The organism is Mesorhizobium sp. M5C.F.Cr.IN.023.01.1.1 (assembly GCF_003997585.1).
In the GTDB taxonomy this organism is placed as follows: Bacteria; Pseudomonadota; Alphaproteobacteria; order Rhizobiales; family Rhizobiaceae; genus Mesorhizobium; species Mesorhizobium wenxiniae.
Map to the genome: position 1 here is coordinate 84,310 of NZ_RZSU01000001.1, position 14,691 is coordinate 99,000.

14 protein-coding genes and 2 pseudogenes are annotated in these 14,691 nt (G+C 59.6%); 7 read left to right on the forward strand and 9 right to left on the reverse strand.

Annotated features, from left to right (window positions below; translation table 11 throughout):
* Positions 1-87: 87 nt before the first annotated feature.
* A pseudogene (locus EOA78_RS00385) lies at positions 88-797 on the reverse strand (KUP/HAK/KT family potassium transporter); the annotation flags it as partial.
* 40 nt (positions 798-837) lie between these two features.
* On the opposite strand from EOA78_RS00385, the gene EOA78_RS00390 reads away from it, so the two are divergent.
* From EOA78_RS00390 to EOA78_RS36705, 3 genes are all read left to right on the forward strand, one after another.
* Positions 838-1,842, forward strand: coding sequence for a magnesium transporter CorA family protein (locus tag EOA78_RS00390; RefSeq protein ID WP_127313429.1), 1,005 nt, complete (start codon positions 838-840; stop codon positions 1,840-1,842).
* 79 nt (positions 1,843-1,921) lie between these two features.
* On the forward strand, positions 1,922-2,173 hold the full coding sequence (locus tag EOA78_RS00395; protein WP_281034021.1) for a DsbA family protein: 252 nt from the start codon (positions 1,922-1,924) through the stop codon (positions 2,171-2,173).
* A 136-nt stretch (positions 2,174-2,309) separates the two neighbouring features.
* A complete protein-coding gene (locus tag EOA78_RS36705) occupies positions 2,310-2,840 on the forward strand; it encodes a hypothetical protein (protein WP_236473727.1) in 531 nt (176 codons plus the stop codon).
* Here EOA78_RS36705 and EOA78_RS37680 read toward each other — a convergent pair.
* Both EOA78_RS37680 and EOA78_RS35755 read right to left on the reverse strand, forming a co-directional pair.
* Positions 2,771-3,460, reverse strand: a complete 690-nt coding sequence (locus tag EOA78_RS37680; RefSeq protein ID WP_280141194.1) for a hypothetical protein — start codon at positions 3,458-3,460, stop codon at positions 2,771-2,773. The genes EOA78_RS36705 and EOA78_RS37680 overlap by 70 nt on opposite strands.
* Positions 3,461-3,987: 527 nt before the next feature.
* Positions 3,988-4,161 carry a hypothetical protein gene (locus EOA78_RS35755; RefSeq protein WP_164783579.1) on the reverse strand — a complete coding sequence of 58 codons (174 nt, stop codon included), beginning with the start codon at positions 4,159-4,161 and terminating at the stop codon, positions 3,988-3,990.
* Positions 4,162-4,615: 454 nt separating this feature from the next.
* On the opposite strand from EOA78_RS35755, the gene EOA78_RS00410 reads away from it, so the two are divergent.
* Positions 4,616-4,915: a helix-turn-helix transcriptional regulator gene (locus EOA78_RS00410; RefSeq protein WP_240992510.1), complete on the forward strand. Its 300-nt coding sequence runs from the start codon at positions 4,616-4,618 to the stop codon at positions 4,913-4,915.
* Positions 4,905-6,221 carry a HipA domain-containing protein gene (locus EOA78_RS00415; RefSeq protein ID WP_091595870.1) on the forward strand — a complete coding sequence of 439 codons (1,317 nt, stop codon included), beginning with the start codon at positions 4,905-4,907 and terminating at the stop codon, positions 6,219-6,221. The genes EOA78_RS00410 and EOA78_RS00415 overlap by 11 nt, the downstream gene beginning before the upstream one ends.
* A gap of 355 nt (positions 6,222-6,576) precedes the next feature.
* On the opposite strand, the gene EOA78_RS00420 is transcribed toward EOA78_RS00415, so the two are convergent.
* On the reverse strand, positions 6,577-7,167 hold the full coding sequence (locus tag EOA78_RS00420) for a hypothetical protein (protein WP_127313432.1): 591 nt from the start codon (positions 7,165-7,167) through the stop codon (positions 6,577-6,579).
* Positions 7,168-7,439: 272 nt separating this feature from the next.
* On the opposite strand from EOA78_RS00420, the pseudogene EOA78_RS36715 reads away from it, so the two are divergent.
* Positions 7,440-7,601: pseudogene (locus tag EOA78_RS36715) on the forward strand (IS21 family transposase); the annotation flags it as partial.
* A gap of 473 nt (positions 7,602-8,074) precedes the next feature.
* Here EOA78_RS36715 and EOA78_RS36720 read toward each other — a convergent pair.
* The 3 genes from EOA78_RS36720 to EOA78_RS00440 all read right to left on the reverse strand — a co-directional run bounded on the left by EOA78_RS36720 (position 8,075) and on the right by EOA78_RS00440 (position 9,369).
* Entirely contained in the window at positions 8,075-8,419 is a 345-nt protein-coding gene (locus EOA78_RS36720) for a hypothetical protein (RefSeq protein WP_164783581.1), read from the reverse strand.
* Positions 8,420-8,461: 42 nt separating this feature from the next.
* On the reverse strand, positions 8,462-8,683 hold the full coding sequence (locus EOA78_RS00435; RefSeq protein ID WP_127313434.1) for a hypothetical protein: 222 nt from the start codon (positions 8,681-8,683) through the stop codon (positions 8,462-8,464).
* A 296-nt stretch (positions 8,684-8,979) separates the two neighbouring features.
* Entirely contained in the window at positions 8,980-9,369 is a 390-nt protein-coding gene (locus EOA78_RS00440) for a transposase (RefSeq protein ID WP_281034023.1), read from the reverse strand.
* 869 nt (positions 9,370-10,238) lie between these two features.
* Between EOA78_RS00440 and EOA78_RS00445 the strand changes: the two genes are divergently transcribed.
* Positions 10,239-10,754: a DUF2285 domain-containing protein gene (locus EOA78_RS00445; RefSeq protein ID WP_245477075.1), complete on the forward strand. Its 516-nt coding sequence runs from the start codon at positions 10,239-10,241 to the stop codon at positions 10,752-10,754.
* Positions 10,755-11,540: 786 nt separating this feature from the next.
* On the opposite strand, the gene EOA78_RS00450 is transcribed toward EOA78_RS00445, so the two are convergent.
* Both EOA78_RS00450 and EOA78_RS00455 read right to left on the reverse strand, forming a co-directional pair.
* Positions 11,541-13,016, reverse strand: a complete 1,476-nt coding sequence (locus EOA78_RS00450) for an NAD-dependent succinate-semialdehyde dehydrogenase (protein ID WP_127313481.1) — start codon at positions 13,014-13,016, stop codon at positions 11,541-11,543.
* Positions 13,017-13,421: 405 nt separating this feature from the next.
* Positions 13,422-14,687 (reverse strand): pitrilysin family protein, encoded by a 1,266-nt coding sequence (locus EOA78_RS00455; RefSeq protein WP_292202060.1) that lies wholly within the window; start codon positions 14,685-14,687, stop codon positions 13,422-13,424.
* Positions 14,688-14,691: the final 4 nt, after the last annotated feature.

The window sequence follows — 14,691 nt, forward strand, 5'->3', positions numbered from 1 at the left end:
CGGATGATTCGAGGTTGACACCCCGGAGACTACGCCAACTCACAATTCCAACCACTCCCGCGACGGCACCTTGGCAGTCATCTGCTCGGCAACCAAATCGAGCGGGACTTCGCTCTTGCGGGACTTCTCGAAGAGGAGGCGGGTTCCGCGAACCCAAGTCATCACGACCACACGCCGGCGACAAGGATTGAGACCCAGCCGCCGTCGAGCACTTTCATGATATTCGCCGAGAAGAAGCCGACATCGACCACCCCGAAGACGAGCGCAAGGCCGAGCGCCGGGAGGAGCGTCCACCTCCAGATACGCCTCATCACGACGTGGAGCAGGATTGTCGTCACAACCATTTCGCCCGTGACCGATATGCCATAGGCTGACGGGAGGGCGCTGGACTCACCAAAGCCGATGACCGCAACATGACCGACCATGCGAGCAGCAGGTTGACGCGCGGCAGGTATATCTGCCCGAATTGCATTTCGGATGTATGCCGGATTTCGAAGCGCGGAAGCATGTTGAGTTGGACGGCCTGTCGCACAAGTGAATAAGCGCCGGAATCACGACCTGGCTGGCGATCACAGTTGCCGCCGTAGCCATCACCACCATCGGCACCAACGTCCAGCCGTGGTCATCTCGAAGAATGGATGTCAGATCGTCCCGCCTCGGGAAAGAACGAACGCGCCCTGCCCGAAATAGCTAAGCAGCAGGCACGGAAATGCGATCGCCAGCCAAGCCAGCACAATCGGCCGGCGGCCAAAATGACCGAGATCAGTGTAGAGCGCTTCAGCCCCGGTTACGGAAAGGCTCCGCGGGCGGCATACTGCCTTGCCGAAGGGGCCATAAATGCTGCGCATCTACACGGGCCAGAACGGCCATCTGACAGCAATTGACGGCTTGCCGGAGGCCGAAGCTCTCGGTGCTCTCTGGCTCGACCTCCTCAACCCGACTGTTGAGGAAGTGAAGCTTGTTAAGGCGCATCTGGCCATTGATATCCCGACGCGCGACGAGATGGCGGAAATCGAGTTGTCGGACCGTCTTTATCATGAAGACGGCGCCGAGTTCATGACGATCACCGCGGTCGCGAATATCGAGGGCGAGGACCCTGTCAAAGCGCCGGTTACCTTCGTTATCAAGGGCCAGGCGCTCGTCACTGTCCGCCACGCCGAACCGAAGCCGTTCTTGATCTATGCGGCGAAAGCACAGCGTACTAGCGGCCCTCCCTGCACGTCCGGCGAATTGGTGATGCTGGGTCTGATCGAAGCGATCATCGACCGCGCGGCCGACACGCTTGAGCGCATCGGCGACGAGATTGATGCACTCTCACGCGAAATTTTTCGCAACACGTCTCCGAGCGCCTCGAAGAAAACACGCAACCTTCAATCCCTTGTCGAGCGAATCGGCCGGAAGGGTGAGCTGCTGACGAAAATTCAGGAGAGTCTCGTGAGCATCGCGCGGCTCGTCTCCTACCATAGCGCGAGTGACTCGACCAGCTGGGCAGTCGCGTCGTCCGGTCGCAAGTTGCAGAAGGAAATCCGGCAACGTATCAAGCTCGTCCAGCGCGATGCCACGTTCCTCAGCGACCATGCGACCTTCCTGTCCAACAAGATCAACTTCCTGCTGGACGCGACGCTGGGTCTCATCAATCTGGAGCAGAACCAGATCATCAAGATTTTCTCGGTCGCTGCCGTCGTGTTTTTGCCGCCGACGCTGGTTGCCTCGATCTACGGCATGAACTTCGATGCCATGCCCGAGCTAAAATGGCTTCTGGGCTATCCTTTTGCGCTGGGTCTGATGGTGCTCTCCGCCGTGGTTCCGTATCTCTTTTTCAAGCGGCGCGGTTGGCTGTGAAAGGAAATAGGCTGGTTCGGGGCGCTTACTGAAAGTCCCACGTCCCGGAGCGGTCGCGCAGCTCAGCGAATTCGACATCTTGACTATCGCACGACACGTTGGCCTCGAGGTTGAGCAGCTCAAGCGGGACATGGAAGACCGCGCCATCGAAAACGTCCTCGAGCGCAATTGCGCGCTCGCCAAGGAGCTGTGCATCAACGTCACGCCGGCGTTGGTTCTCGGCGGCGAAGTGATTTCAGGTGTGCTCAAGATTCACACGCTGGAACGCTTCATCGCCAAAGAGCGGGAAGAAGCTAAGCGTCGTGCCGGATCACCAACTTCGGCATTTTGACAGCGTGGCGGCCGGTGCGATCCCGTTCTCTGGCCACGAGTGCCGCCTCTCGCGTCGGGCCAAATCTCTTATATGGCCCGGCAACGCGGTAGTGGGCGGACCAAGCCGTTCTATGCAGCGCACCAGACAAAGGGCAATGACCAAAGCCGTCCCGGACATCGCATCGGAGTTCAACGTCTTTGCACCAATGCCCAGCAATGGTCGCCGCGACAAACAACGCCTGCGAACGGGCGCTGTGAGCCGCCATCGTTCAACGAAAGATCACCAACGGATGTCCCGAGGAGGCCCCATGAATCGCTGCACATCAGCATTTGCAATTCTTGCTTTCGGCACGTTCTGCACATCGTCGACCATCGCCATGGCGGCGCATTCGACCACCTATTCAGCGCCCGACAAGAGCGTCGTGTTTCTTGGTGGCGTTGGCTACACCTGGCTAAAGGGCAACGAGCTTTTCTACGACGAAGTGGGCAATCGTATCAGCAAATTGATCTGGGAAACCGGCGCGCCGGTTCTGACCACCGGGCTAAAGGCCGAGGTCTGGAAGAACTGGACCATCTCAGCCAACGGCGTATTGCCGGACAGGATTGGTCGGATCAGTCAATCCACCCCGACACCCGCCTTGACCGCTACATCAACCTTGACATGGCAGCAGGCCCAGACTTCGTGATCAACGATGCCACGGTTATCAACCTTCATGGTGGCTTCAAATACACCAACATGAAGTGGAAGGCCTATGGCGGTTCGTACATATAGAGTGGGGACGGCTTCGGCTTTCGCGAGGATCGCGGCAAGTTCCCGGACGGCGAACCGGTCATCGATTACGAACAGCGCTATTTCGGCCTGTTCCTTGGCGCGAAAGCGACCACGACGCTCGGGAACTTGACGCTCTCGGGTCTGCTCCGCAGCGGCTTCACCGTTGATGCAAGCGCTGTTGACCATCACTGGCTGCGCGAGGAGGGGCGCGGCCTGCGATTTGAGGACGACTTCTTCACGGTGCCGTTCATCTCGGCCGGCGCCAAGATCGATTATCAGATGACCGACCGCGCCAGCGTCTTCCTGGCCGGCAATGTCGACAAATATTTTCGCAACAAAGGCTAGAAAACGGCCTACAGCATCGCGACCGGCGAACAAGGAGCCCACAAGGATAGCGCTGGCATGGACTTCTATGCCTTGACCCTGTCGGCCGGCTTCAAGCTGACGTTTTAAGCGCAGTCGTTTCTGACGCTGAGCACGTAAGACCATGCGTGCATTAAGGACGCACAATGCCTCTGCGCGCAATCCATTCAATCGCGGCTATCCAAGCGGCGCCGACGTTGGCCAGGATCTCAGGATTGTCCGGGCGGTCCGCCAGGCCTGGTATGGCCGGCGTGGAGGTGTTGTCCGCCGGTCATCCCGTCGATTTTAAGGTCCCGACGGCCGTCTGGCACCGGTGCGCGAGCCGCCAGAAAAGCGTGGCCTTCCGCGCGATCCCGAAGCCACAAACCGTGAGAACCCGTGCGACACCGCCGCATCACGTCGTGTCGTGCATCGATGCCAAGCGGCTCGGCGTTGAGCTCGCCGCACGCCAGAATAAACTTGGCGCTCCTCAAGATTGCAGAGTCAGGCTAGTGGGTTGCGTCCCGCGGCGTCGTCTCCCAGCGTCAACCGGATCGTCTCGGCAATCTCCTCATCGGGCGCGCCGGGACGCGGTTCATCGTAAAGGCTATCGAGCCGCTGTTCGGCAAAGCGCCGACGCAATGTGCCCACTGTGTTGGGCGTTGCACCAAGGCGTAAGGCAATTTCCTTGTTCTACATCCTCTCGCTGGCCAGCAGCACTATCCGCGCCCGTCGCGGCAGGCCTTGCGCCGTGCCTCGACGCCGGACCAGACTTTCCAGTTCACTCCGCTCTGCTGCGGAGCCAGCGCCTTGAGCAGCGGCCAACCTGGACTCGTCCCGTCCTCGAAAAGCAAATTGTTACGCAGATGCTTGTCCACCCTGACCCGAGCCATCCTCCTGCACGCTTTCGCCGTTGCGCGCGACGAAGACCGCAACGCTTCATCGCGCTTGGCGTAGTGGCACCAGGGACCGCCCATCGAATGACTCATGCGAGGCATCTCAAGGCTGTCCGCGGTCCAGCGCCAGATCTCCGCCTCGCCCGAGGCGCGCAGAGCTGGCCGGTTGTGCAGGAGCCGTAGGCAATATTCGCCGTCCTTGTTCGGATGGGTAACGCTTGCGTCTCCCGTCGCATTCTACCTCGCTTTCCGAACGTAGCCGTGATGCGAACTCTTGCTGCATATAAAGTCGAATCAGGGGGATTTGGATCATACGATACGGAGGCTTGACTTTGGCAGTCGCTCTGCGACGTTACCTATATAAAGGTCGAAATGAGGTGATATGGCTCATGGATAGGTCACGGAGACCCGAATGACGGCAACGCATAAACGCACCTATTCGCGCTACGCAATGGAAGCGCTTGGCCTTTTCGGTAAGACCATCCGGCTGGGCCGGATGCAGCACCGGTTAACCGCACAGGAGTTAGCCGAGAGAATCGGTGTTTCACGCAGCACCCTGCAGCGCATCGAGAAGGGCGATCCCAAAGTTGAAATCGGACTGATGTTCGAAGCTGCTGCCATTGTCGGTGTGAAGCTGTTCGATGCGGACGGCAAGGGCATCACAGCCCTCACAGGCCGCATGGACGATCGCATCGCGCTGCTGCCGAAGCACGTCTACAAGGCCGGCAAGCAGATCGTCGATGAGTTCTAAGGTCCCCAAGTACGACGAAGCCTATGTCTGGGTCTGGCTGCCGGGCGAGACCGCGCCGGTTGTCGCCGGGCGGCTATATGCCCATGACGGACTCGTCAGCTTCAACTATGGCAGGAGCTTTCGTGAACTGGGCAGCGCGATCCCGCTTTATCTCCCGGAACTGCCCCTGAAGGCAGGCGAATTGCCTTTGCTTCCTGGCCTAACCATGCCGGGATGCATCCGCGATGCTGCCCCCGATGCCTGGGGACGACGGGTTATCCTAAACCGCAAATTCGGTGTGAAGGGCGATGAAATCGCGCGGCTCGATATTTCAGAACTGACGTTCCTGCTGGAATCAGGCTCGGACCGCATCGGCGCGCTCGATTTTCAGTTTTCGCCCACGAATTACGAGCCGCGCGCACTGGCCAATGCCACTCTCGAAGAGCTTGTCCAATCGGCGGAGCGGGTAGAGAAAGGTATTCCGCTCACCTCCGAATTAGATCAGGCGCTGCATCACGGCAGCTCGATCGGCGGCGCAAGGCCAAAGGCGCTGATCGAGGACGACGCCATCAAGCATGTCGCGAAATTTTCCTCGTCTGCCGACCTTTACAGCGTCGTCAAAGGAGAATTCATAGCCATGCGGCTTGCCGCCTTGTGCGGCATCAGAGCGGCATCCGTCTCGCTCGTTCGCGCCGCAGGCAAGGACGTGTTGCTCGTCGAGCGATTCGACCGGATCAAGGTCACGGGCGGCTGGCAACGCAAATCCATGGTCTCAGCGCTGACGATGCTCGCGCTCGATGAGATGATGGCGCGTTACGCCAGCTACCAGGATTTGGCGGAGATCATTCGCCACCGATTCACCGCGCCGTCGGAAACTCTGCGCGAGTTGTTCGGCCGCATTGTCTTCAACATACTTTGCGGCAACACCGACGATCATGCCCGCAACCATGCGGCATTCTGGGACGGGGCTAAGCTCACCCTCACGCCTGCTTACGATATTTGTCCGCAGGCCCGCAGTGGCCAGGAGGCCAGCCAGGCCATGCTCATCAGCGGCAATAACCGCATGAGCCGGATCGCGTCGTGCCTTGAAGCCGCGCATCACTTCCTGCTCAGCGCGCCGGAAGCTCTTGCGATTGTTGAAGGCCAGCTCCGATGCATTGCGGAGAATTGGCCGCGTGTCAGCGAGGAAGCTGCGCTATCCGGCACAGATCGCAATCTGTTCTGGGGCCGACAGTTCCTCAATCCCTACGCTTTTACGGCGCTGGAAGGGAGCGCCGACGTTCTCCGCGCTCTGGCTGACGAACTACGCAACAGTGTTCACGCCTGATCCGGCGCTGGATTTCGGACAAGCTCGGCAAGCGCAAGACGCCCACAATATGGACAATCCTTGCCGTGCCAGCACGAAGTCATGAACAGACGGCTCTTCGACAGCGACAACGTGCACTGCGGAGAGATGTGGAGCTGACAACGCAAGAGCCCACAGACGCGCGACTTCCCACGATACAACTCCACATAACTGAGCGTCTACAAGCGCTGCAGCCAGCGTAACATCCCGCCATCATAGCGATGATTGTCTGATCTTTTGCCGATGACATCACGTCGGGAAAGACTTGTTCGAGCGCTTGCCGCTTCATATCGATACCGGCCCGGGCGTAGCGCACGTTACGTTCAGCCCCGAGTGGCTAGCCATTGACTGATGGTGGCGATGTCAACACCCGCCTTGACAAGGTGGATGGCCGTCGTGTGCCGCAAAGAGCGGTGATGGATGCTTTTTCCGCCAGGGTGGTTCCTTCCCCCGCAGCCATATCAAAATGTTTGCGCAGCAAGTATCGAACACCGAACCGGGTCAGCGGTGTGCCGCGGTCGTTGAGAAAGCCCCTTTGCTCGGCGGGACAGGGCGATACCAGACGAAGGTCAAAATTCGAAGTTTCAGGATTTCCTGAACTCGTGCATCCGTATTGAACATCAGCGAGAACAGCGCGTAATCCCGCTGTCCAGAGGCGTGCGGCGGTCAATACGCGCCAGGACGCTCTTGATTTTCCGGGCCCTTCGAGATATTCGACAGGTGCCACCCGCGCGCCCTCTTGAAGGGAAGTGTCACCACCAGTTGCAGCGTATCCATATATTCGGGGTGCTCCGAGATCAGGCACCGCGCAAAGGTATGCATCGCCGCCAGCCTTGCATTGCGGGTCGCAACTGCCACGCTCGACCTCAAGTGACGTGAGAAAGCTGCCGATCCTGTCGGTATTGATGTCGGAGACCGCTTCTTTCAAGAATATCTTCCCGCTCTCCGCGGCATGAGCCCGTGGCATGCTTCGGCCCAATGCGGTGGATTGATGTTTCTTCATGCCACAACCTCGCTGACGAGACCGCCGAAAGCCCCTTCAAAGCGGTCGGTGGCGATCTCTCTCAGCTTTGGAAGGTAGTGCATTGATTTTTCGTGGATGAGGACCCTGTTTAAGGGGTGATTTTCGTCCAAACGGGACCCCTTAACGATGGGGTCATCAAGATGCCTCCGGTTTGATCGGAGGCGTTTGTGTTTTGGATGTTGGTTTTGGAGACGATTGCAAAGATACGTCGGCTGTCGCTGGTCCAGGGGAAGTCGATCAAAGCGATCTGCCGTGAGCTGAAGATCTCGCGCAAGGTGGTGCGCAAGGTCCTGCGTTCTGAGGAGACGGAGTTCCGCTACGAGCGCAAGCACCAGCCCTGCCTGCTTGATCAGCCATTCGATGTGATTTGACCACATCTGCAACGCCTCGCGCTTTTGCTTGACGTAGGTATAGAGATTGTAGATTTCGCCTATGTCTGTCAGGGACGCTGCCTTGTGATTCAGTATGTGCTCGATGACGTGTGGCAATACCTGCCGCCTGCCGAGATTTGTCGCGAGCGTCCTGCGCAGATCGTGAAGGGTCCAGTTCTCCAAAGCCGTTGCCCCTCGCAGGGAAAAGAAACGTGTCATTGGTCTTCGGTACCGACTGGGGGACCGACACCGCCAGTGTGGACAGCGGAATAAGCGTAGGCTCTTCGTTCTTCGTGCGGTCCGCCGATAGGTCCCATGTTCCGGCTTCAAGGTTGAGTTCAGACCAACGCATCGCGGCAACTTCCGTACGCCTCTGTCCGGTCAGCATGAGCAGCTTGACGATGGAGCCGAACGAATAGCCGATATCGCCCGGTTCGGGCTCACAGCCCGTCCATATAGCCGCCAGTTCGGCATCGTTCACCACTCGCTTGCGCTTGACGATCAGGGCCGGATTTTCCAATCCCTCGCGGGGAAACCGCGACGAGCCGTTGCGGCGGTTTGCGACACCGGATAGCCGCCAGTTCGGCATCGTTCATCACTCGCTTGCGCTTGACGATCGGGGCCGGATTTTCCAATTCCTCGCGGGGAAACCGCGATGAGCCGTTGCGGCGGTTTGCGACACCAGTTGAAAATGCCCGCATATACCAGAAGGCCGTGTTAGCCGCTTGCGGGTGACCCCCGGCGACGATCTTCTTGGTGATGTTAGCAATGTCGGTGTCGATCACATCGGATAGAGCGACTCCCGAGGGCAGGCACAAGATACCGGTTCAGGCTGGCCTCGACCAGTTCCCAGAAATCCCATTCTGCCTTGCCGGTTTTTGCAAAGCCCGCTCCCTTGCATTCGCGCCGATCGGCCGACCCCGTTCGAGGAAGGGCGTGATCTGGTCGGCGGCATGCAGAATCCGGGTGGCGCGGCTGGTCCGGTCGGACGCGGTCTGATCGAGGAAGCCAGCCGGAATGCCGGCGGCTCGTGCGGGAAGGGCGTTCATGAGAAGGTCCTGTCGGGCAAGCTGTTTGGGGGCACGATCACCATAGTTGATCAGGCTCCCGAGTGGGGCATTCTCGTAAATGTCGCTTGCGGACGTATGTTTGCTCTTTGTCCAGAAACAGAAAAGGCCCGATGGGACGGCCGGGCCCAGGGCGGTGTTTTGAGGGTCGTTACTCGGCGGCCTGGAGGTGATCGCCGTCGCCGTCCTCGGTATCGTCAGCGCTGATCTGCGCCTGATTGGCAAGGAAGGCTGGCAGTTCCGATGGAGCTATGCTGGAATTTGGGTGACGAGGCTGATCAAGCGGCGCTCTGCGGCTTCGTTTCGATGACCTCGATTCCGTCCAGGAACCTGGCACCTGCGATGAGTTTCGGCAACTGATTTTGTCCTTTCAATCGTCGCCACGTCCTGGCCGCGGCCATGACCAGCTTGAAGACCATCAGCTGGGCGGTTTTCGAGGATAGCGATCCCTTGGTACGCACCGTGCGGTGGCGAACGGTCGCAAAGACGCTTTCGATGGGATTGGACCTTCGCAGATGATCCCAGTGTTCGGCGGGGAAATCGTAAAACGCCAGGGACGCATTCTGATCCTTCGTCAGGCAGTCGACCGCCTTAGCATACGCCTCGGCTTCCATCTCGATCGCCTGCGCAAGCAATTTGCGCGCGCCGCTGCGAAGTACATCCGTCAGGTATCACCGATTTCGTCGGGCTGACGAAGGCGAACAATGTTGATAGTCTCGTTCATGGCGTATCGCTCTCCTTGAGAGGTACTGGCAGGCTTCATCACCCGCCTCGATACGCCGCTCTCCTCAAACCGTCATCACCCAGTTTCCGCCATAGCTCCCCCCTGATTGGTCCGCTTCACCTGTGCAACTGCACAGGCTGCCATAGCGGGGAGATTGGCCTCCAATGGCGAAAACTTGCCGCAGGAGACCCTCCGATGACCGTGCCTATGGCGCCGCCGCTACGAAAACTTGCCGACAGGCAGCTCCATCCACTGCCGCGCTTCTGCGCCTTCAAGGGACGTCTGGATGGGACGCAGGAGCCGATGACGGTGACGGAATCAATTCCCTCGGCGTGCTCAGGTCGCGCTGGCCGTCACTGTGCGGGTTCAACGGTCTGGTGGCAATTTGCGCACATCTTCTGTCGCCGACAGTGGCGATGGCTGACGCTTCAACAAAAAGGTGCCTTCGACGTCTGCTGCCTTCGCCGGTGCTTTGCGAAGTGGCATAATGTTTCTACGCACGCAGGCGCGGGCAGGGGGTGTCAGTCATGAATCTCCTGACTGGCGCGGATCAGGCCGATTGGCGGGATGAAAGATCATACGACTACACCGCTGGCCTGACGCTGCGGGAGTGGGCTTGGGAGTTCTTACGCCGCAACCCGGCGTTCCAGCGCGATCTGACCGCTGCGCGCCAGCATTGCAAGACTTGGTCTCTCCAACCCTTTCTCGATATGGTCGCGTCGGCCGGCGACCTGTCACGCTGGGGTGTTCTGTTTCGCGGAGTCGTGTGGCCGCGCTTCGGTCGTATTCTGGTGTCCGCTCTGGTGCGTTCATGTGCTGCCGGTCATTGCGGAACGGTTGCCTGCCTCGTCGCCGACACCGCCGTTCGAACTCTCGGCATTGCCCTGTCGTGCAACCGTCCTGCTGGCGCCCGACAAGAGCCAGCATGTTCTTCTTCGCAATGCGGACCACGCGCTGCAGCTCGCCGTCTCGGGCGCGAATATCCTCCACCCTGTTTGCCTGCATACGCAAGCCATCTGGCCCGCGGTGCTTTTAAAGCATCGACTGAGGGGACTGGAGTGCCTCAATGCTCTCAGTCTAGGGCAACAGTTGCCCCCCCGCTTGTTTGCGCCGGAAAAGCGCGGCGTCCGTTTGTCCTTCGTTCTTCGTGCGCTCGACGGTTCGCTCGCCGGAGCACCACATCGCGAGCTCGCCGAAGTTCTCATCGGTCAACGGCGCGTCCATGCCGACTGGGCGGATCCTCGCGATCATCTGCGCGACCGCATCCGTCGGGCCGTCTCGCGTGGCCGCGCGCTCATGAATGGTGGCTACAGAGATTTCCTAGTTTGAAAAGCGACAGTCCGCGCTGTGCGTCGGTGGATGAACGTTCGCTCGCAGCTGTACCCGCCACCAACAGTTCGCCCGCCGACAGATCTGCATGGCGCCTTGCGGGTACGCTCTGGTCAGGCGTCGGCCGACGCCACAATGACATCGGTGAAGTTGCCAAGGCGGTGGTTCATTAGGGCCGGCCTCGACCTGAACCCACATCAGTGGTCGGAAAGCGGCGTGCACCGCAATGTCGCCATAGTAGCCAAGATCATTTGAGTCCGGACCTGCAGTCCTGTTGGACGGCGGGTGCAACAATATGGAGGGATTTGAGACCTCAAACCGTTCCCTGGATCGACAGCTCGGTCAGACATCGCACCCATCGCTTGATTAGGGAAATGGTGTGCCTGGAGTGCAGCGAGTAGCGCTTGCTGCGCACTGTCCTCAGAATAGCAATCATGACCCGTCTGGGGGTCTGCAATGCGACGATTCAACCGCTTGGGCATTGTCGCATATCCCACAATGTAGAGTGCGGATAGGGCAGAAGGTGATCCATCGGCTGTTTATCAATGCTTTTGGCCTTGGCACGGCACATGCAACGCAATCGGCAAAAGGCGCACGTACTGAGTGGCCCCTCGGCCCTAGGAGCGCTGACTTATGCCCTCCCAAGGCATGTCCGGCCCGGCAGCGAGCTCAGTCTCCTGCCCGGGCATCCGCGTTTCAGGTCAACGGCGTTTGGAACTTCAAAATTAGGTGGCGGCATTGACCGCAGGCCGCCCCCCGGTGGGCGGAGAGACAGTGCAGCAGGTTTCAAATCCCGCCCATGCAGAGATATTTCATTTCCAGATAGTCCTCGAGGCCATGGCGGGAACCCTCCCGCCCGATGCCGGATTGTTTGATACCGCCAAACGGTGCCGCCTCCGAGGACATGCGTCCCGTGTTTATGCCAACCATGCCATATTCCAGAGCCTCTGCCACACGCCAGACCCGCTTCAGGTTCGAGGCATAGAAGTATGCGGCGAGGCCGTAAATCGTGTCATTGGCCTCGCGCACGACCTGATCCGCATCGTTGAAGCGAATGATCGGCGCCAGCGGCCCGAATGTCTCCTCTTGCGCGACTGCCATGACGCTGGAAATCTCGGTGAGGACCGTGGGTTCGAAAAACGTGCCATTCTTGCCGATACGTTGGCCCCCACATCGTATTGTGCCGCCCTTCGCAATGGCATCTGCGATGTGAGACTCGATCTTGGCCAGAGCATGCCTGTCGATGAGCGGTCCGATGTCTACTCCGGCACCGAATCCGTCGCCAACTGACAAGTGCCGGACTTTCTCCACGAATTTCTTGACGAACTCATCGTGAACGCTCGATTGGACGTAAATGCGGTTCGCCGAAACGCAGGTCTGGCCGGCATTGCGAAACTTCGCCTGGATCGCACCGTCAACAGCAGCGTCGATGTCGGCATCATCGAAGATGATGAAAGGTGCGTTGCCGCCGAGCTCAAGGCTAACCTTCTTGATCTGGTCAGAGCACTGACGCATCAGCAGCCGCCCGACCTCGGTCGAACCGGTGAAGCTGATCTTGCGGATCTTGGAATTGGTGCAGAGTTCACGGCCGACGCGATCACCTTCGGACGCATAGATCAGGTTGACCACGCCATCGGGAAAGCCGGCCTGATGGGCAAGGGCGAACATTGCGCCAGCCACGAGCGGCGTCTGTTCAGCGGGCTTGAGCACGATCGTGCAGCCCGCAGCCAAGGCCGGCGAGATTTTGCGCGCCACCATGGAGGCCGGGAAATTCCATGGCGTGATCGTGCCAACAACGCCGATGGGCTGCTTGATCACTAGCATTCGGCGGTCTGTCGAGGGTGCCGAGATCGTCTCGCCATAGACGCGATTGGCCTCCTCGGCATACCATTGCAGATACGCCGCCGCATGCGATACCTCTGACATGGCTTCGGCAAGCGGCTTGCCCATTTCCGCAGTCAGAATCGCGGCGAGATCGCCTGCATGGTCGATGATCAGCTGATGCCATCGCCAAAGAACGTCGCTACGCTCTCGGGCAGTCAACGCGGCCCATCCCGACTGCGCAACATAGGCCTTGTCTACCGCAGCACGTGTCTCCTCCACGCCCATATCGGGAAGCTCTGCCAAAACTTCGCCGGTCGACGGATTGACGACCTCGAACGTCTTATTGCCAACCGGTCTGCCGAGTGCCGGCAGGCGGTCGATGGCGCCAAACAGGTGCGGGGATTTCAGACGGCGGATCATCGGCAGGCACAGGGGCAATACCGGATTCCTCCTCAACGCAGCGAACATCCAGGTCGACAGGCCGTCGGTGTGTATTCTGCACCAGCGGGTTCGTCCTAGGGCCTCGGCAAAGCAGCTGGTAGACCAAACATACGACAACAGTTCGGTTAGTTTGAGTGCCCGCGGTTCATCAGTTGATGGATTGAGCAGCCGGATGTTTGCTTCATCCACCGCTGCCTGCTGGTGGCGTGCGACTGTATTCTGCAAAAGGCGGCATACATGCTGAGGAGCGCCGTTTCGGCGAGAGGCCCGCCTGGACCGCCAATGCCGCGCAAGGCCCGCGAAACGACTCCGCGGGTCTGCATGATCTGCTTGGCCCACCGGCCTCCATATTCGTCTTCCCACGAGAAGCCCCAAGGAAGAAGGAAGGCGAGATGAGTTTCTTTACTCATCCTTGCCGCCCAGCGGCGGGCCGACCACCAAAATGGCGGGCTCGGCCGAAAGCAGCTTCTTGGCCGCCGCCTTGACCTGTTTGAGCGTCACCCGACCGATGCTGCGGGCGCGACGTTGGTTGTAGTCGACGTCGGCCTTGTGAATCTGCAAATCCAGGAGCCGGTCTGCAATCGAGCTGGTCGAGCCCAGACGGTCAATGGCATAGGTGCCGATCAGGTGCTTCTTCGCCGCCTTGAGCTCGGCCCCGGTCGGTCCTTGCTGCGCCATCTGCTTTACCACATCTCGCACGATGCTCAGCGTTTGGGCGGCGCAGTCCGAGCGTGTCTCTGTCGTAACCAGAAGCTTGTCAAGGGTCAGTTCAGAGCTGACGTGATAGGCAAGGCCGCGTTTTTCGCGCACCTCCTCGAAAAGGCGGGAAGTCATGCCCGAGCCGCCGAGGATGTCATTCATCAGCACGGTGGCGAAGTGATCCGGCGCGCTACGCTTCACGCCAGGCCAGGCCAATCGCAGCGAAGTCTGCGGCAGGTCGCAGTTCTCCTCCACCAGTTGGCCGAGCTTCGGTACGACATCGGCGACGGGGGCGAGGGTTTGTTGCTCAGGCAAGTCACCAAACAGCTGGTCGAGCCTTTCCCTCAGCGTGTTTGCATCAATGTCACCGACCACGGCAATATGGAGCCCGTCGCGAGCGAAAATCGCCTTGTGGAAGGCGAGGAGGTCGGACGGCGTGATGCCGGCGAGGCTCTCTTTTGTGCCTTCTCCCGGCCTCGAAAAAGGATGCGTGCCATAGATCGCGCGCAGCCATTTGCGCTGAGCGATTGCGTCAGGGTCGCGCTCGCTGCCGACGATGTCGGAGACAATCTCGGCGCGGACGCGATCGATCGGCCCCTGGTCGAAGCGCGGCGCGTTGAGTGCGAGCCGAAGCAGGCCGAACGCGGCGTCCTGCTGTTTGGGAAGCATGCACACCGATCCGCAGATGTAGTGTCTTTGCGCCTCCAAACCCATCTCGGCGCCGGCATCGTCGAGCTTCATCTGGAAGGCATCGCTGTCGTAATTACCGGCGCCTTCGATGAAGAGGCCGGCCATCAGATTGGCCATCCCCTCCTTCCCGACCGGGTCCTGCGTGATGCCGCCGTTGAAGGCAAAGCCGATGTTGACGATTTCCACTGTGTGGTCCTCCACCAGCCAGGCGATCATGCCCTTTTCGGACTTCACCTCCTGGATGTTCATCGCAGCATGGGGCTGAGCGCCGAGCGTCATCTCT

Excerpts from the sequence above, each read along its gene's own strand:
- EOA78_RS00390 (WP_127313429.1), top strand. The coding sequence starts at position 838 with ATGCTGCGCATCTACACGGGCCAGAACGGCCATCTGACAGCAATTGAC.
- EOA78_RS36705 (WP_236473727.1), top strand. The coding sequence starts at position 2,310 with ATGACCAAAGCCGTCCCGGACATCGCATCGGAGTTCAACGTCTTTGCA.
- EOA78_RS35755 (WP_164783579.1), bottom strand. The coding sequence starts at position 4,161 with ATGGCTCGGGTCAGGGTGGACAAGCATCTGCGTAACAATTTGCTTTTC.
- EOA78_RS00410 (WP_240992510.1), top strand. The coding sequence starts at position 4,616 with ATGGAAGCGCTTGGCCTTTTCGGTAAGACCATCCGGCTGGGCCGGATG.
- EOA78_RS00415 (WP_091595870.1), top strand. The coding sequence starts at position 4,905 with ATGAGTTCTAAGGTCCCCAAGTACGACGAAGCCTATGTCTGGGTCTGG.
- EOA78_RS00435 (WP_127313434.1), bottom strand. The coding sequence starts at position 8,683 with ATGAACGCCCTTCCCGCACGAGCCGCCGGCATTCCGGCTGGCTTCCTC.
- EOA78_RS00455 (WP_292202060.1), bottom strand. The coding sequence starts at position 14,687 with ATGACGCTCGGCGCTCAGCCCCATGCTGCGATGAACATCCAGGAGGTG.